Here is a 16250-nt window from a genome sequence, read left to right on the forward strand (position 1 = left end):
CACACATTTTTCCTCAACCCGCCCTAGTGCCCGGCGCCGCCGGCTTCCGCTGCCGCGGGTGCTGCCGCCCCTCCAGCCGCGCCACCTGATCCGCCGCCGTGGATGGCGGTCATCAGGTCGGCATCGGCCAGCCAGAAATCGCGCTTCGCGTTGACGGAGAGCACGGTCGAATTGACCTTGGCCCTGACGTCGGCAAGCAGCTCGAAGGTGCTGGTGATCATGCCGTTGTAGCTGAGGGTCGCTTCTTCCTCGATCTTGTTGCGCAGCGGCACGACGTTGTTGCGGTAGTGCCGGGCGATGTCGTAGCGCGAGCGGTAGGCCTCATAGGCCGATCGCGCTTCCGAGCGGATGTTGACCGCCTTTTCCGCCAAAAGGTTCGCCGAGCGCATATGGGCAAGCTCGGACTTGCGCATGCGCGCGCTGCCGCTGTCGAAGATCGGGATCACGAATTCGAGCTCGAACTGGCCTGTTGTCTCGACCTTGGTGCCGTCGTCCTCCTTCTCCCGTTCCGCTTCCGCTCCGGCGATGAGCTCGAGGTCGGTGACATAGCGGGTCGCCTCGGTGAGCTTGTAGGACTTGGCCACCGCCTCGAGATCGAGGCGGGCGATCTGCAGGTCGACGCGGCGCTTCAGTGCTTCCGCCTCGATGCTGTCCTTGCGCGCCAGCGTCTTCGGCAGGTTCGGCAGGCGGTTGGGTACCTGGTAATCGACGTCGGAACCCCAGAGACCCATCAGGCGCGTCAAGTTCTCCTTGGCAAGACGCGCCGCAAGCCGGGCTTCGGCCGTCTGGCCGGCGAGTTCGGCGTTGAAGACGTGCTCGCGCGCCTGGTTGCCCTTGCCCATGGCGCCGGTTTCGCCAAGTTTTGCGGCGAGCTCCGAGGAGGCGTCTGCCGCCGCCTGCGCCTGGTTCAACTGCGCGACGGTTTCCCAAGCGGCAACCGCTTCGATCCAGGCGCGGCGGGTTTCGGCCGCCAGCTGCAGTGTGCTGAGCGCCGCGTTGAGCTGCGCCTGGCGGAAACGCGCATCGGCAATGGCGATCGTCTTGTCGCGGGTCAGGAGCGCCAGGATGTTGGTCGTGACGAGCCCCTCGATCGCCTTATAGGCCTGCAGTTCCGGCGTGCCGATCCCGGTCGTGCCGATCGAGACGGTGGGGTTGAGGAACAAGGTCGCCTGCCAGGCATCCGCCGACGCATCGCCGAGATCGGCATAGGCCGCCTGCAGGCCCTTGTTGTTGAGAAGGGCGATCTGAACGGCCGTATCGGCGTCGATGGTCTTGCGCTTCAGCAGCGCCTTGACCTCGGCGTTGACCTTGTCGGCCTGTTCGCGGTTCTGGATCCAGACGCTCTTCTTGGTCGCGGCCGTCGAGACCTTGGCATCCACGGTGGTGAAGCCCGCGTCCTTGGCCGAGTATTCGGTCACGCAGCCGGCGAGCACGAGAGGCAGGCCGATGGCTGCTGCGAGGTTGAGTTTGCGAAGCCTCATGACGCGTCTCCCTTGGCGGTCGATTGCGCGTCGTTGAGCGGTCCCCAGGCCTTGGGGCCGGTCGGTTCGCGGTGGGTGTAGCCCGAAATGGGGCTGCGATACTGCGTGCTTCGAATGCCGCTCGTGCTGTTGGCGGGATCGCCAAGGCTTGAGACCTCGGCAGGCAATGTGGCAGCGCATCCGCCCAGGATCATGGGCAGGAGCGCCATGGAAAACAAACGTTTCATGGTCAAACCTGAAATGTGAATGGCAGAGGTCGGCGGTCGACCGGATGAAACCGGGCGGGCCTTGTCGCGGACCGCGCTAGAGGTGGGGCGAGCGTCTCATCGGACACGCGGAAGCCACGGCAGCGCTTCGCACCGCCACAGATCCTTTAGTCGGCAAGGACCAAAGAAGCCCGCGGCAGCGGTCACAGGTTCACGAAATCAGGCTCTTGGGGGGCGATGAAGACCGTCGAGCTCACCGGGGGTGAGCTGCGGGTGCGGGCCGAAGTTGCGGACCGAGCGTGGGAAAGCCGGATGGCTGCCGTCGACATCGCCAAGCACCGCGACGGCGGCGCAGAAGGTCTTGCAGCAATCCTTCTTGTCCGCGTTGCCGTTTTCCTGTGCCGGCTTCACCTTGCCCTTGTCGAGGCTCGGGCAATGCTCGGTCGCAGCTTGCATCGGATTGGCGGCTGCCTCGATCTGCATCGAGCCGTGCGCGGCCGCATGCATCATGCCGGACGCGGTGGAAAAGGGCAGCACGGCCAGCGACAAAGCGATCGCCAGCTTGAGCACTATCAGCAAACGCAGATATGTGGTTCGCACCTTCTCCATGATCGATCCGTAGAAACGCCTTTGATTCCTGTCAATGCTGCTTGCGCCTGGCGCCGTCACGAATGCGTGAGGCCTCCGGGGCTGCACACGCGTCGTCACCCGTGCCGTCGGTTGCGGACCGGATCGATGCCGGCCGTACCGAAGCGGGCGGGCTCGGTTGCCTTCGTCGGCGCGTTCGTGGCGTCGGCGAGATCCTCGAGAATGGGGCAGTCCGGGCGCCCGTCGCCATGACAATGGGCGGCGAGATGCTTGAGCGTCCGGCTCATCGCCTTCAATTCCTCGGCCTTGCGCTCCAGGATCTCGACATGTTCGAGCGCGATCTTCTTGACCTCGCCGCTGGCGCGCTCGCGGTCGCGCCAGAGCGCCAAAAGGTCGGCCATCTGCTCGACGGTGAAACCGAGATCGCGCGAGCGCCGAATGAAGCGCAGCGTATGGACGTCGTTGTCGCCATAGTTGCGATAGCCGGCTTCGCTGCGGTCGGCCTGCGGGATGAGGCCGATCGTCTCGTAATAGCGGATCATTTTCGTCGAGACGCCGGAGGCGCGGGAAGCTTCGCCGATATTCATGATGTCATCCTTGTTACCGCCGTGCGGCCAATCCCTTGAGAATATAAGGGCTCTCCCCGGCTTCCGCCATGCTGGCGAGAGCCGGGGAGACGATCGAACCTAGGCCGCCTGTGCTGCGGCAACCGGGCGAAAGGCCCGAAGCCGGAGCGCATTGCCGAGCACGAAGACGCTCGACAGCGCCATGGCGCCGGCCGCGAAGATCGGCGACAGCAGGAGGCCGTAGACCGGGTAGAGCGCGCCGGCGGCAACCGGGATCAGTACCGCGTTATAGGCAAAGGCCCAGAACAGGTTCTCCTTGATGTTGCGGATCGTCGCCTTCGACAGTGCGATCGCATTCGGCACACCCAAGAGATCACCCGACATCAGCACCACGTCGGCGCTTTCGATGGCAACGTCCGTACCGGTGCCGATCGCGAGGCCGACATCGGCTTCGGCGAGCGCCGGCGCATCGTTGATGCCGTCGCCGACGAAGGCGACCGCGCGCCCGCCTTGCTTCAGCTTCTTGAGGGCCGCGACCTTACCGTCCGGCAGCACTTCGGCGATGACCTCGTCGATGCCGAGCTTGGCGGCGATCGCCTCGGCGGTGCGACGATTGTCGCCGGTGATCATCGCGACCTTGAGGCCGAGATCGTGCAGCATGCGGATCGCCTGCGGCGTCGTCTCCTTGATCGGGTCGGCAACCGCGATGATCGCCGCAAGCTTGCCGTCGATCGCCGCATAGAGCGGGCTCTTGCCTTCCGAGCCGAGGCGGGCCGCCTGGTCGGCGAAGGCGGACACGTCGAGCTTCAATTGCGTCATCAGCCGGTCGGCACCCACATGGACGGAGCGGCCCGAGACCTCGGCGCTGGCGCCGAACCCGGGGATCGCCTCGAACCTGGCCGGTTCAGCGATACCAAGACCCTTTGCCTTGGCCGCCTCGACGATCGCTTCGGCGATCGGGTGCTCGGAGCGGGTTTCGACGGCGGCGACCAGCCTCAGCACCGTGTCATGGTCGAAGCCTTCGGCGGTTTCGAGGTCGGTCAGTTCCGGCCGGCCCTTGGTCAGCGTTCCGGTCTTGTCGACGGCGATGACGGCGGCGTTGCGCAGCGTCTGCAGCGCCTCGCCCTTGCGGAAGAGCACGCCCATTTCGGCGGCGCGGCCGGTGCCAACCATGATCGAGGTCGGCGTGGCAAGACCCATGGCGCAGGGGCAGGCGATGATCAGCACGGCGACGCCGTTGACGAGCGCGAAGGTGAGCGCCGGATCGGGACCGAAGACAAGCCAGATGCCGAAGGTCACAAGCGCAATCGCGATGACGGCCGGCACGAACCAGGCGGTGACACGGTCGACCAGCGACTGGATCGGCAGCTTGGCGCCCTGGGCCTGCTCGACCATCTTGATAATCTGCGCCAGCACCGTATCGGCGCCGACCTTGGTGGCGCGGAAGGTGAAGGAGCCGGTCTTGTTGATCGTGCCGCCGACCACCTCGCTGCCGGCGATCTTTTCGACCGGAACCGGTTCGCCGGTGATCATCGATTCGTCGACATAGGAATTACCGTCGAGGACGCTGCCATCGACCGGAACCCGGTCGCCCGGACGCACGACGACGGTGTCGCCGGTCTGCACGTCGGACAGCGGAACCTCGATCGTCTCGCCGTTGCGGATGACGCGGGCGGTCTTTGCCTGCAGGCCCATCAGGTGCTTGATCGCCTCGGAGGTCCGGCCCTTGGCGCGCGCCTCCAGGAACCGGCCGAGCAGGATCAGCGTGACGATGACGGCAGCGGCTTCGTAATAGACGTTGGCCGTACCATCAGGCAGAAGGTCGGGCGCGAAGGTTGCGACGACCGAATAGATCCAGGCGGCGGACGTGCCGATCGCGACCAGCGAGTTCATATCGGGCGCCAGGCGGAAGAGGGCGGGAACGCCCTTCTGGTAGAAGCGCAGGCCCGGGCCGAAGAGCACCAGCGTCGTCAGCACGAACTGCAGATACCAGCTTTCCTGCATGCCGATATTGTTCATGACGAATTCGTGCACGGCCGGGATGAAGTGCGAGCCCATTTCAAGCACGAAGATCGGCAGCGTCAGCACGCCGGCAATCAGCAGCGAGCGCGCAAGCTTGCGGGTCTCCTGTTCGCGCTTCTCGCCTTCGCGGTCGACGCTTTCGTCGCCGGTGATGCGCTTGGCGGCATAGCCGGCAACGCGGACCGCTTCTTCGAGTGCGGCGGCCGTGGCGATACCCCTGGTTACGCGCACCGACGCGCGCTCCGTCGCCAGGTTGACGTTGGCCTCGGTGACACCCGGCACGGTCTTCAGCGCCTTTTCGATGCGCGCGACGCAGGAGGCGCAGGTCATGCCTTCGATGGCGAGCTCGATCGTGTCTTCGGCCGCACCATATCCGGCATTCTCGATCGCCTTGACGATATCGGCGGACTTGGTGCTGGCATCGAAGCGGACGTCGGCGCGTTCGGTTGCGAGGTTGACCGAGGCTTCGGTGACACCAGGCACGGCGCGAATCGCCTTCTCGACGCGCGCCACGCAGGATGCGCAGGTCATGCCCTCGACGGGAATGCTGGCGCTTAATGCCGCGGCGGACATCGCTTCGAGATCGTTCGTTCTAATGGGGGTCACAGATCCCATGATCGTGCTCCTTTCTCTGTCTTTTGTCGCAACATGGGGCTTCCAACGATGGGAAGGTCAAGGGCGAAAAGGAGATTTCTGCGCGCCATCTTCGGAGCGGCCGGGAGACGCCTGTCACCGCAGCGATATTGCCCGCAACGCATGGTCGCAGCGTCCTTGACGCAAGCTTGACCGCGAGGCCCGGGAGACTTGTCAAAGCTCAGGTCGAATGGCTCTCAGGCTTGCTGGCGATCCAAGGCTGCAACCGCACTTTGCCTGCCTCTTGCGAGTGAACCGTATCGGATCCATCCTGTAGAAGTTGCGTCCCATAGGGAGGTTAGGATGACGGCTTACAATTGTGTCCGTTTCCGCGTGAGACCCGGTCAAGAGGAACGGTTCGAGCACCTTTTCCGCAGCGCTCTTCGCGACTTTGAAGGTTTGCGGAAGATGGCGCTCAGCAAGGCTGCGGATGGATCGTATTTCTCAATTGCCGAATGGGAAAGTCTTGAGGCGATCGCTGCGGCACGTCCCATGATGAAGGCGAACCTCGACACGTTCCGCGATACGCTCCTGGAACTCGGTCAGGATCTCGGGGTCACGGACCCGATTTCCGGCGAGGCGATCTTCGAAATGGCGCGTTAGGGCAATGTGGCTGAGAAAGGTGGTTGCAACGGCTCCGCTGGTCGGTCGGCGGGGAGGGAGTTGGCTGCTAAGGTCGCGGATCTGACGGCGGTGATGTCGTCGGGTCGTGAACATGTGGGGCAATGTCAGAAGCGGCGCGACATCTCGCGCCGGATTTGGGAGCGTTGAGAACAGAACACTGCGACGAAGGCGCGATGACGGGTTGAGGTCACCGCAGGCAATGGCTATGTCGTGCCGCACACACGCGTCACGAACCATAAGGCCATTCGGAATGATCCCAGACTTTCTCGTTACCCATTCCGGTGGTTTCCACGCCGACGAACTACTTTCCAGCGTCATTCTTACGCGGCTTTTCCCCGAGGCTCGCCTCGTTCGCACCCGGGCGCCGGAATGGCTGAAGCCGGGGACGGACCGTATCATCTACGATGTCGGCGGCCAGTATGATGCCGAGGCTGGGCTGTTCGACCACCATCAGCGCGGGGCGCCGATGCGAGAGGATGGCCAGCCCTACAGTTCGTTCGGCCTGATCTGGAAGCATTACGGCCGCGCCTATCTGGCTGCGTTCGGCGTTCCCGAGGCCCATGTAGAGGCGGTTCATGCCGCCTTCGATGCGCGGTTCGTGCTGCCGATCGATCTGGTCGACAACGGCGCGCTCGATCCTTCCGTTGCCGGGCCTTTGGCGGGGCTGACGCTGTCGGCGCTGCTGGAGACCTTGAAGCCTGTCTTCGACGAAGGCGGCCAGGAGGTCGAGGATCGCAGCTTCCATCAGGCCCTCTCGATCGCGCGCGCCTTCGTCGAGGCTGGCGTGTCGCAGCGCGCCGCAAAGCTTCGGGCCGAGGCGCTCGTGCTTGCGCAGATCGCCCTTGCCGGTGAGAGCCGCGTGCTCGAACTGCCGCGGGGCATGCCTTTCCGCCCGGCGATCGTGAAGGCTGGCGCCGACCACCTGCTGTTCGTCGTTCATCCGCGCGAGAACGACTGGTGCCTGACGGGCATTCGCAAGGCCGACGAAGGGTTCGAGCTGCGCGCCGATCTCCCGGCTGCCTGGGCCGGCCTGACGAACGGCGAACTGGAGGCGGCTTGCGGCGTGGCCGGCGCGCGGTTCTGCCACAACGGCCGTTTCATCGCGGCGGCAGCGACGCGGGAGGCAGCGCTCGCCATGGCGAAACTCGCCGTCAAGGAAGCCGCGACAGCGGGTAGCGGTCAGGCCTGAGGATACCGACGAGCCGACGGCGGCGGCTATGGCCTGTGTGCCATTGGCCGGGCCGCCTGGGACGGGTCACGCCGAAAGCGTGGCTCTGAACTTGCTCGGTGATTGACCGTAGGTCTTCGCAAAAATCCGCGAGAAGTGGCCGGCGTTCTCGAAGCCGACTTCGAGCGCGATGTCGATCAGCGGCGCCTTCGTCTGCGTCAGCAGATGCTTGGCGCGTTCCAGCCGAAACTTCCGATAGACCAGCGCCGGCGACATCTTCGCCTTGTCCATGAACAGGCGTTCGAGCTGCCGTCGGGACAGGCCGACGGATGCGGCCAGTTCCGGGATCGACAGCGTGTTGTCCGTATGCTGCTCCATGATGATGAGGGCGGCGTTCAGGCGCGGGTCGTTGCTCTCGATCGCCAGCGGCTTTCTCGGCTGGACATGAAGATGCGAGCGCGCCTTGTCGATCTGCAGCACCTCCAGCGCATTCCGCTCCGCTTCCTTGCTGATGTGCAGGCGCACGATATGGGCTGCCATGTCGGCGGCACTGCTGCCACCCGCGCAGGACCCGCGGGTGCGGTCGAGATTGAAGAGGCGGTCCGAGCGAACCTTGAGATCGGGGAAACGTTCGCGGAACGCCTGATAATGAAGCCAGCTCACGCAGACGGTGTGCCCGGTCATCAGGCCCGCTTCGGCAAGCACGAAGGTCCCGGTGCAGAGGCCGATCAGAGGCACCCTGCGCGCCGCCGCCTTCTGGAGAAAGCGGATCGTGTCGTCGTCGATCGGCTGCTTGCTGTTGAGCAGGCCGCCGACCACGACGATGTAGTTGAACCCGGCAGGGTCGACGAGGTCGGATGTCGGCGCCACCTGCACGCCGCAGCTGGAGGCGATGAGGTGCCGCGTGTTGCCCAGGACCTGCCAGTCCGCGCGGATGCGGCCGGACTTGTCGAGCTCGTCGCTCGCAAGCCGCAGCGTGTCGATGAACAGCGCGAATGCCGAAAGGGTGAAGGACCGCGCCAGAACGAAGCCGATCTTGAGACGCTCGGGCTGTGTCTCGCTGGATTTGATGGTCGTCGTCATTTGCCCTTCATGCTCGCGCCGCCAAGATCTCCCGTTCGCTGTCGAGCGTGCTCGGACATATCCGGAGAGGTGGCCGCTGGCGGCCGAGACTTGCCTTTTGCTGTCCATGGGAGCCGGGGTTCGGTTCTTCCGGCACCCCATGGTGTGGCGCGGGAGGTCGACGCCCGGATGAGGGCGTCTTCGTCCTCATCATAACGAAGAGGTCGGGCTCAGATTGCTCTCGTCACGACCTGCGCCGCCACGGTTACGAACATTGCGGCCAGTGTCAGCGCCGCACTGAAGCGTGCAACCTTCATTCGCCGTTCGCGTGAGCCGCTCCAATCATAACCCATCTTTTCCCTCCCTTTGTCGCGACTGGGCCGGAACGCGTTTGCTCGGACGTCCGCCGAGCTGCGAGCCTCCCCAGGTCGTGGCTCTGAGTAGGCTCATGCTGACGCGATGCCGCCGATCGTGTCAAGTTTGCCTCGGCGCGCAACGTTCCGGTGCCAGTCATGGCTCTGCGTCGCAGGCACCTGTGCAAAGGAATTTGCTGTTCGAGGGCGCAAACCCCCCAGTTGTGCGGGGAGCCTCTTTCCGCCGTTGTGATAGTTTTCTCTTTGGTGTGATTATTAAAGGGAGGGCGACGATGCCCGGCACATTCTCTACCGCCGACATGGACGTCATCAAACAGCAGCACGAGGAATGGTGTCGCGCCAACGACACCGACCCGAACAGTCCCGCGGGCATAGAGAAAGCCATGCAGATGCTGGTGAATTATGGCGGCAGCGCCAGCCGGCAACCGCCCGCGCAGCCGGAGACGGTGCGCGCCAAAGCGCGCGCCTGATCACAGCGTCCACCTACATTCTTTAGCAGTCTCGTCCTGTCTTCGATCGCGTCGAGCGAGGGTTGTCGTCGACTGCGTAGGGAATGCGCGCGCGGCGGCGGCGCTATCGCGATCTGGCGTTGCGCCCGATCGCTTGGGGTGCGCACGTCAAAGATGTATGCGCCACGCGGTGGCTTAAAGGTTTTCCTTGAGGAGGACCTCTATCCTGATCTTGTCCTGAGCGGCGTGCGGTTCGCGAAAATCGGTCCGCGCGCGCATGATGCGGATGGCGCTGCGCACCGCGTGGCCCGGATCCTGGGCGATGACGGCGTCGATGCTGGCGTCGCGCAGGCCGCGTTCACTGAAGGGGGTGCGCTCGTGGACGACCACCGTGATCTCCTGCAGATCGGTGAGGGACGCGGCTCCCTCGAGTGGAATCCTCGCCTCGGAACTCAGCACGTAGATCGCCGCAACCTCTTGATTATTTTCCAGAACTCTCTGGAGAATCTGGGTGGCCCTACGCTCGTCGCCGTGGGTCTCGACCGAGGGCAGACACTGCAGGTGCGGGAACTGTGAGTTGACGACATCGTCGAAGCCGAAGCGGCGCTGGATGCTGTCGAGCGACTGCATCGTCTCGGCCACGATCAGGACTTTTCCGGCCCTCTGGCCGACAAACCGACCGATGATCTTGGCCGCGGTCGCGCCGGCGGCATAGTTGTCGACGCCGACGAAATCTGCGGTGGGGAGCTTTTCCTGCCCGGACAGGAACTGCACGAACTTGACGCCGCGTTCGATCAGGCGGCCGATCGCATCGCGGACCTGCGGCGATTCCGGCGCCATCATCGCGATCCCGTCGAATTCGTTCTCGTCGATGTCGGCGAGATATTTTGCGACCTTGTGCGGGTCGTCGATCGGGATCTGGACGACGTCGAGGTCGACGAGGTCGCCCTTCATCGACACACGCGCCTCCTCGACACGGTGGATGAGTTCCGCCAGATAGAGGTCGCCGCTCGTCGGCAGCACGAACCGGAACCGATAGCTCTTGTTGCGGGCCAGGCTAACGGCCGCCGGGTTTCGAATAAACCCAATACGCTCAATGGCTTCGTTGACGCTGCGGACAGCCTTCGGGCTGACATTCGGCCTGTCGTTCAGCACGCGGTCGACGGTTGCGAGGCTCAACCCCGCTGCCTCAGCAAGATCCTTGGCTGTTGGCCGCATGCGGAACTCCCAGTGTGTATCGTCCCCAATCTACTCCACCAAAATCGCCGCGAAATCAAGAATTGATGTGCGCACCTCAAAAATCGCTTGCACTGAGGTGCGCACCTCAGTTATGAATCCTTCAGCGAAGAACGCAGGCCCTGAATGCGGCCGCGCCCGCCGCTCGTGCCAAGAGGATTTAGGTACGCCACCGCCCGGTCAGGGCGCTTCCTTCTGATGGAGGTCAGAAGGTACAAGGGGGAGGAACCCGATGATGAAGAAGATTCTGTTGAGCTCCACAGTCATGGTCGGAGCGTATTTTGCCATTGCGGGTGCGTCCGGTACGCACGCTTCCGCAGCGGAGCTGACCCTTTGCTGGGCCGCTTGGGATCCGGCCAACGCGCTCGTCGAACTCAGCAAGGACTTCGAAGCCAAGAGCGGCAACACGATGAAGTTCGAGTTCGTGCCGTGGCCGAACTTCGCCGACCGGATGCTGAACGAGCTGAATTCCGGCGGCAAGCTCTGCGATCTGATGATCGGCGACAGCCAGTGGATCGGCGGCGCCGCCGAAAATGGCCAATACATCAAGCTCAATGATTTCTTCGACAAGGAAGGAATCAAGATGGACGACTTCATTCCGGCAACCGTCATCGGTTACGCGGAATGGCCGAAGAATTCGCCGAACTACTGGGCGCTGCCGGCGTTCGGCGACGTGGTCGGCTGGACCTATCGCAAGGACTGGTTCTCGCGTCCCGAACTCCAGGCGGAGTTCAAGCAGAAGTACGGCCGCGATCTCGCGGTGCCGAAGACCTTCGCCGAGCTCAAGGACATCGCCGAATTCTTCCAGAAGCGCCAGATCGACGGCAAGACCGTCTATGGCGCTGCGATCTATACGGAGCGCGGCTCTGAAGGCATCACCATGGGCGTGATGGACGTGCTCTATAGCTACGGTTTCGAGTACGGAAATCCGAAGAAGGCCTATGAGCTCGACGGTTTCGTCAACTCGGCGGATGCGGTCAAGGGCCTGGAATTCTACAAGGCGCTCTACGATTGCTGCACGCCTCCCGGCCATTCCGACGCCTACATGTCGGAGGACATCGACGCCTACAAGTCCGGCCAGGTCGCCCTGCAGATGAACTTCGCCTTCACCTGGCCCGGCATCCATGCCGACGCCAATGTCGGCGGCGACAAGTCCGGTTATTTCCCAAATCCCGCCGGCCCGACCGGTGTGCAGTTCGCCCAGCTCGGCGGCCAGGGCATCTCGGTCGTCGCGGCGTCCGACAAGCAGAAGGAAGCGCTGGATTACATCAAGTGGTTCGCGCAGCCTGAAATCCAGAAAAAGTGGTGGGCACTTGGCGGTTACTCCGCGCTGCGCTCGGTGGTCGAGGACCCGAGCTTCGCCACGAGCCAGCCCTATGCGCAGACCTTCCTGGATTCGATGGCTATCGTGAAGGACTTCTGGGCAGAACCTTCCTATGCATCTCTGCTCCAGGCTTCCCAAAAGCGCTTCCACGACTATGTCGTAGCAAAGCAGGGCACGGCGAAGGACGCGCTCGATGGTCTCGCTGACGACTGGAAGGACATCTTCGAGGACGAAGGCAAGTATTGACGCAAACAGCCGCCGCCTCCCGGCGGAAGCGTCCATGCGGGGCCGGCCGGCCGATCGCTCGCGCCGGCCCCGCATGCCCATTCGTCAATGCCTTAGGGGAATACCATGCTCCATTCTTCGATCGATCGCGCTGCGCACGCGACGCCGCCCGTGCTTGCACGGCGCATCAGAGGGTTGTCGGACCGCGCGATCGCCTGGATCTTCGTCGCACCATCCATCGTGCTTTTGCTTGCGATCAACATCTTTCCGTTGATCTGGACCGTCCGGCTGAGCTTCACCAATTTTCGTGTGAACCGCCCGAACGAGCCGGTTCAGTTCGTCGGTCTGCGCAACTACCTGAACATCCTGACCGACAAGGACATCTGGCTGACGATGCAGGCCACGGCCCACTTCCTGATCTGGACGATCGTCCTGCAGGTGCTGATCGGCTTTGCTCTCGCCTATCTCATCAACAAGAAGTTCCGCGGCAACGACCTGTGGACGACCATCATCGTGCTTCCGATGATGCTGAGCCCGGCCGTCGTCGGAAACTTCTGGACCTTTCTCTACCAGCCGCAGATCGGCCTCTTCAATTACGCGATCGGGTTCCTGACCGGAGCAGATCCGTCCAGCTTCTCGATGATCGGCGACACGTCGCTGGCGCCCTGGGCGATCATCATCGTCGACACCTGGATGTGGACGCCTTTCGTCATGCTCATCTGCCTCGCCGGGCTGCGCTCCATTCCAAGCAGCATCTATGAGGCGGCGGAGTGCGACCGGGCCAGCAGCTGGCGCCAGTTCTGGACGATCACCATTCCGATGGTGCTGCCGTTCCTGATGCTGGCCATCCTTTTCCGCGGCATCGAGAACTTCAAGATGTTCGACCTGGTCGTGCAACTGACGGGCGGGGGCCCGGGCTCGATCACGGAGCTGACGTCGATCAACCTGAAGCGCGAAGCCTTCGAGAAATGGCGCACCGGATATGCGTCCGCCTATGCCGTCATCCTCTTCGTGACCGTCTTCGGCCTGGCGTCGATCTATGTCAAAGCACTCAACAAGGTGAAGCAGAGATGAGCAGCTTTTCTGTAACGGAGCCATCCGCACGGCAGAAGTGGTTCGCAGGCGCCCTGGTCGTGCTTTATGCGGTGATCACCATTCTGCCGCTGCTCTGGATCATCGGAACGGGTTTCAAATCGCCCTCGGATGCGATCGCCTATCCGCCGAAAACGTTCTTCGAGCCGACGCTCGAAGGCTATGTGAACCTCTTCACGACGCGCACCCGCGTTTCGGAAGAACAACTGAAGGAGATGGGCGAACCGAAGACCTGGTACGAGCGTCTCGTTCGCAAGGATGGGCTGATCATCGCCGGCCCGTCACGCTTCCCGGAGCGCTTCTATAATTCCGTCATCATCGGGTTTGGTTCGACGGTGCTGTGCATCGTGCTCGGAACGGCTGCGGCCTATGCCTTCTCGCGCTTCAAGGTGCCGCTCAAGGACGACCTGCTGTTCTTCATCCTTTCCACCCGCATGATGCCGCCGATTGCGGTCGCCATACCGATCTTCCTGATGTTCCGCTCGCTCGGGCTGAACGACACCCATGCCGGCATGATCTTGCTCTACACGGCGGTCAACTTGTCGCTCTCGGTCTGGCTGCTCAAAGGGTTCATCGACGAGATCCCGATCGAGTATGAAGAGGCAGCGCTGATCGACGGTTACACGCGCTTCCAGGCGTTCTACAAGGTGGTTCTGCCCCAGGCGGCGACCGGCATTGCGTCGACGGCGATCTTCTGCCTGATCTTCGCCTGGAACGAATACGCCTTCGCAGTGTTGCTGACGTCCGGCACCGCGCAGACCGCACCGCCCTTCATTCCGACGATCATCGGCGTCGGTGGCCAGGACTGGCCGGCGGTGGCGGCCGGCGCGACCCTCTTCCTCGTCCCCGTGATGGTGTTCACGATCCTGCTTCGCAAACACCTCCTGCGCGGCATCACCTTCGGAGCGGTAAGAAAATGACAGCTTTCCTCAACCAGTTGCTCCGCCTTCGCCGTGGCGCATGGGAAATGGTGGCATCGGTGCTCATCGCGCTCGGCGTGGTCATGCTGATGCAGCCGGTCTCGCTCACGCTCTACTCCTTCTCCTTCCTCGTGACGCTGCTTGGGACAGTCATGTTCATCATCGTCAGCCATTTTCCGGAGTGACCCATGGCACAGATCAGAATTGAAAATGTGCGCAAGGAGTTCGGGGCGTTCACGGCTGTCCAGTCTTCGAGCTTCACGGTGGAAGACGGCGAGTTCTTCATGCTGCTCGGCCCTTCCGGATGCGGCAAGACGACGACGCTTCGCATGATGGCGGGACTGGAACTGCCGACGAGCGGCCAGATCTATATCGGCGGCGAAGAGGTCGGCATGAAGCGGGCAAGGGAGCGCGATATCGCCTTCGTCTTCCAGATGTTCGCCCTCTATCCCCACATGAACGTGCGCAAGAACATCTCCTATCCGCTCGTCAGCCAGGGCATGAAAAAGGCGGATGTGGCGACTCGCGTCGCCGAGGTGGCAAAGATCCTCAGAATTGAAGGCATTCTCGACAAGCCGGTCGGCGGGCTCTCGGGCGGTGACCGCCAGCGTGTTGCGCTCGGTCGGGCGATTGTCCGCAACCCGAAGGCCTTCTTCATGGACGAGCCGCTCGGCGCGCTCGACGCGGAGTTCCGCGAACATATGGCAGGCGAACTGCGGGCGCTGCACGATCGCATGGGCGCCACCACCGTCTACGTGACCCACGACCAGCTGGAAGCGATGCAGATGGGCGACAAGATCGTCGTCATGAACCACGGCGTCATCGAGCAGTTCGGCCGGCCGCAGCAGATCTACGACTGGCCGGCGACGAAGTTCGTCGCCAAGTTCATCGGCTCCCCGTCCATGAACTTTCTGGAGTTCGAAGGTATGATCGGTGTCGGCGGCGACAGCATCGATCTCGGTGGGAAAAAGGTGGCGGTGCCGGCGTCGCGTGAGGGCAGGGCCGGCACGCTGTCCCTCGGTGTGCGTCCCGAGCATGTCCGTTTCGTCGACGACTCCAGCTACAGAGGCCGCGTGATCGCCGTCGAGTATCTGGGCACCACTCAGATCGTCACGATCGAAACGCCCAACGGCGAGATCAAGGCGCGCACGCCCTCCAGTCAGGCAGCCCGCACCGACGAACTTGTCGGTCTCGACTTCAACGCACGGACCTTGACGCTCTTCAATGCGGAGACGGGTCGTGCTCTTGTCTCCGAAGCCAACGAGGGAGTGCTGCGCCGTGGCTGAAGTCATCCTAAGAAACGTGACGAAGACATTCGGCACCCACGCGGCGCTCAACGAGGTCTCGATGACGATCCCGGACGGATCGTTCGTCGTGCTCCTGGGGCCGACCGGTGCCGGAAAGACGACGACGTTGCGCATGGTCTCGGGTCTCGACACGCCCGACAGCGGCGAGATCTTTATCGGCGGGATGTCCATGCAAGGACTGACGCCGGCGCAGCGCAACGTGGCGATGGTCTTCCAGCAATATTCGCTCTACCCGCATCTCTCCGTGCGGCAGAACCTGGAGTTTCCGCTGAAATCCCCGCTTCTGAGAACGCCACAAAAGACGATCGACGAAAAGGTGAACGCCATCGCCGAGGTCTTGCAGATCTCGCACAAGCTCGACAACAAGGCGACCGCCCTGTCCGGCGGCGAGATGCAGCGCGTGTCGATCGGTCGGGCGCTTGTCAGAAACCCGCAGATATATCTGATGGACGAGCCGTTGAGCTCGCTCGATGCGAAGCTTCGGGCCGACCTGCGCGTCGAACTGAAGAACATCCAGGCAAAATCCGGGGCGACGCTGCTCTACGTCACCCACGACCAGATCGAAGCCATGACAATGGCAACGCATATCGGCGTGCTCGAAGAGGGCAGGCTCGTTCAGTTCGGTTCACCACGAGAGGTCTACGAAGCGCCGGTCAGCGTCTATGCCGCGACCCGTCTCGGCCAGCCGCGCATCAACGTCCTGCCTGCCAAGCTCTTTGCGGGCGCGCCGGACAGGGCGCAATCGATCGGCCTTCGGCCCGAAAACATCGTCCAGGGCGCCGGAGAGGACGCGCTTGTGACCCGTGTCGAACATCTGGGCGACCAGACGCGCCTGCATCTGACGTTCAAGCAGCACAACCTCGTGACGGTCACGGATCCCCACACCGGCTTCCGCGGCGGCGAGACCATCAAGATCCAGCCAGACAAGCCGCTCTTCTTCGACGCGGCCGGAATGCGCATCGCTTAGGAGGCG

16 protein-coding genes are annotated in these 16250 nt (G+C 63.1%); 9 read left to right on the forward strand and 7 right to left on the reverse strand.

Annotation, left to right across the window (positions count from 1 at the left end; genetic code table 11):
• Positions 1-23: 23 nt before the first annotated feature.
• The 5 genes from L981_RS08320 to L981_RS08340 form a co-directional block, all read right to left on the reverse strand.
• Positions 24-1481 (reverse strand): TolC family protein, encoded by a 1458-nt coding sequence (locus L981_RS08320; protein ID WP_043613788.1) that lies wholly within the window; start codon positions 1479-1481, stop codon positions 24-26.
• Entirely contained in the window at positions 1478-1708 is a 231-nt protein-coding gene (locus L981_RS08325) for a hypothetical protein (RefSeq protein ID WP_043613790.1), read from the reverse strand. The genes L981_RS08320 and L981_RS08325 overlap by 4 nt, the downstream gene beginning before the upstream one ends.
• Positions 1709-1906: 198 nt before the next feature.
• A complete protein-coding gene (locus L981_RS08330; protein WP_156134007.1) occupies positions 1907-2296 on the reverse strand; it encodes a hypothetical protein in 390 nt (129 codons plus the stop codon).
• 95 nt (positions 2297-2391) lie between these two features.
• Positions 2392-2862 (reverse strand): Cu(I)-responsive transcriptional regulator, encoded by a 471-nt coding sequence (gene cueR / locus L981_RS08335; RefSeq protein WP_034799282.1) that lies wholly within the window; start codon positions 2860-2862, stop codon positions 2392-2394.
• 99 nt (positions 2863-2961) lie between these two features.
• Positions 2962-5436 carry a heavy metal translocating P-type ATPase gene (locus tag L981_RS08340; protein WP_043613898.1) on the reverse strand — a complete coding sequence of 825 codons (2475 nt, stop codon included), beginning with the start codon at positions 5434-5436 and terminating at the stop codon, positions 2962-2964.
• Between the two features lie 363 nt (positions 5437-5799).
• On the opposite strand from L981_RS08340, the gene L981_RS08345 reads away from it, so the two are divergent.
• Positions 5800-6099 carry an antibiotic biosynthesis monooxygenase gene (locus tag L981_RS08345; RefSeq protein WP_043613796.1) on the forward strand — a complete coding sequence of 100 codons (300 nt, stop codon included), beginning with the start codon at positions 5800-5802 and terminating at the stop codon, positions 6097-6099.
• Between the two features lie 271 nt (positions 6100-6370).
• The gene (locus L981_RS08350) at positions 6371-7309 is read left to right on the forward strand and encodes an MYG1 family protein (RefSeq protein WP_043613798.1); all 939 of its coding nucleotides are present in this window, start codon (positions 6371-6373) and stop codon (positions 7307-7309) included.
• A 66-nt stretch (positions 7310-7375) separates the two neighbouring features.
• On the opposite strand, the gene L981_RS08355 is transcribed toward L981_RS08350, so the two are convergent.
• The gene (locus L981_RS08355; RefSeq protein ID WP_043613801.1) at positions 7376-8371 is read right to left on the reverse strand and encodes a GlxA family transcriptional regulator; all 996 of its coding nucleotides are present in this window, start codon (positions 8369-8371) and stop codon (positions 7376-7378) included.
• A 625-nt stretch (positions 8372-8996) separates the two neighbouring features.
• Between L981_RS08355 and L981_RS08360 the strand changes: the two genes are divergently transcribed.
• Positions 8997-9194, forward strand: a complete 198-nt coding sequence (locus L981_RS08360) for a hypothetical protein (RefSeq protein ID WP_043613804.1) — start codon at positions 8997-8999, stop codon at positions 9192-9194.
• Positions 9195-9368: 174 nt separating this feature from the next.
• Here L981_RS08360 and L981_RS08365 read toward each other — a convergent pair whose 3' ends face one another.
• Complete coding sequence (locus L981_RS08365; RefSeq protein WP_043613806.1) at positions 9369-10391, reverse strand: LacI family DNA-binding transcriptional regulator; 1023 nt, start codon at positions 10389-10391, stop codon at positions 9369-9371.
• A 253-nt stretch (positions 10392-10644) separates the two neighbouring features.
• On the opposite strand from L981_RS08365, the gene L981_RS08370 reads away from it, so the two are divergent.
• From L981_RS08370 to L981_RS08395, 6 genes are all read left to right on the forward strand, one after another.
• Positions 10645-11979 carry an ABC transporter substrate-binding protein gene (locus L981_RS08370; protein ID WP_043613901.1) on the forward strand — a complete coding sequence of 445 codons (1335 nt, stop codon included), beginning with the start codon at positions 10645-10647 and terminating at the stop codon, positions 11977-11979.
• A gap of 105 nt (positions 11980-12084) precedes the next feature.
• On the forward strand, positions 12085-13032 hold the full coding sequence (locus L981_RS08375; RefSeq protein WP_043613808.1) for a carbohydrate ABC transporter permease: 948 nt from the start codon (positions 12085-12087) through the stop codon (positions 13030-13032).
• Positions 13029-13970 carry a carbohydrate ABC transporter permease gene (locus tag L981_RS08380; RefSeq protein ID WP_043613810.1) on the forward strand — a complete coding sequence of 314 codons (942 nt, stop codon included), beginning with the start codon at positions 13029-13031 and terminating at the stop codon, positions 13968-13970. The genes L981_RS08375 and L981_RS08380 overlap by 4 nt, the downstream gene beginning before the upstream one ends.
• Complete coding sequence (locus L981_RS08385; RefSeq protein ID WP_034799314.1) at positions 13967-14155, forward strand: hypothetical protein; 189 nt, start codon at positions 13967-13969, stop codon at positions 14153-14155. The genes L981_RS08380 and L981_RS08385 overlap by 4 nt, the downstream gene beginning before the upstream one ends.
• 3 nt (positions 14156-14158) lie before the next feature.
• Positions 14159-15256 carry an ABC transporter ATP-binding protein gene (locus tag L981_RS08390; RefSeq protein ID WP_043613812.1) on the forward strand — a complete coding sequence of 366 codons (1098 nt, stop codon included), beginning with the start codon at positions 14159-14161 and terminating at the stop codon, positions 15254-15256.
• On the forward strand, positions 15249-16244 hold the full coding sequence (locus L981_RS08395; RefSeq protein ID WP_043613814.1) for an ABC transporter ATP-binding protein: 996 nt from the start codon (positions 15249-15251) through the stop codon (positions 16242-16244). The genes L981_RS08390 and L981_RS08395 overlap by 8 nt, the downstream gene beginning before the upstream one ends.
• The last annotated feature ends 6 nt before the right edge of the window (positions 16245-16250 follow it).

Source organism: Ensifer sp. ZNC0028 (genome assembly GCF_000799055.1).
GTDB lineage: Bacteria > Pseudomonadota > Alphaproteobacteria > Rhizobiales > Rhizobiaceae > Ensifer.

What these genes read in the sequence shown, in the direction of transcription:
- L981_RS08370 (WP_043613901.1), top strand. Translation starts at nt 10,645, where the DNA reads ATGAAGAAGATTCTGTTGAGCTCCACAGTCATGGTCGGAGCGTATTTT.
- L981_RS08320 (WP_043613788.1), bottom strand. Translation starts at nt 1,481, where the DNA reads ATGAGGCTTCGCAAACTCAACCTCGCAGCAGCCATCGGCCTGCCTCTC.
- L981_RS08385 (WP_034799314.1), top strand. Translation starts at nt 13,967, where the DNA reads ATGACAGCTTTCCTCAACCAGTTGCTCCGCCTTCGCCGTGGCGCATGG.
- L981_RS08360 (WP_043613804.1), top strand. Translation starts at nt 8,997, where the DNA reads ATGCCCGGCACATTCTCTACCGCCGACATGGACGTCATCAAACAGCAG.
- cueR (WP_034799282.1), bottom strand. Translation starts at nt 2,862, where the DNA reads ATGAATATCGGCGAAGCTTCCCGCGCCTCCGGCGTCTCGACGAAAATG.
- L981_RS08340 (WP_043613898.1), bottom strand. Translation starts at nt 5,436, where the DNA reads ATGTCCGCCGCGGCATTAAGCGCCAGCATTCCCGTCGAGGGCATGACC.
- L981_RS08380 (WP_043613810.1), top strand. Translation starts at nt 13,029, where the DNA reads ATGAGCAGCTTTTCTGTAACGGAGCCATCCGCACGGCAGAAGTGGTTC.
- L981_RS08390 (WP_043613812.1), top strand. Translation starts at nt 14,159, where the DNA reads ATGGCACAGATCAGAATTGAAAATGTGCGCAAGGAGTTCGGGGCGTTC.
- L981_RS08375 (WP_043613808.1), top strand. Translation starts at nt 12,085, where the DNA reads ATGCTCCATTCTTCGATCGATCGCGCTGCGCACGCGACGCCGCCCGTG.
- L981_RS08355 (WP_043613801.1), bottom strand. Translation starts at nt 8,371, where the DNA reads ATGACGACGACCATCAAATCCAGCGAGACACAGCCCGAGCGTCTCAAG.
- L981_RS08345 (WP_043613796.1), top strand. Translation starts at nt 5,800, where the DNA reads ATGACGGCTTACAATTGTGTCCGTTTCCGCGTGAGACCCGGTCAAGAG.
- L981_RS08365 (WP_043613806.1), bottom strand. Translation starts at nt 10,391, where the DNA reads ATGCGGCCAACAGCCAAGGATCTTGCTGAGGCAGCGGGGTTGAGCCTC.
- L981_RS08325 (WP_043613790.1), bottom strand. Translation starts at nt 1,708, where the DNA reads ATGAAACGTTTGTTTTCCATGGCGCTCCTGCCCATGATCCTGGGCGGA.
- L981_RS08350 (WP_043613798.1), top strand. Translation starts at nt 6,371, where the DNA reads ATGATCCCAGACTTTCTCGTTACCCATTCCGGTGGTTTCCACGCCGAC.
- L981_RS08330 (WP_156134007.1), bottom strand. Translation starts at nt 2,296, where the DNA reads ATGGAGAAGGTGCGAACCACATATCTGCGTTTGCTGATAGTGCTCAAG.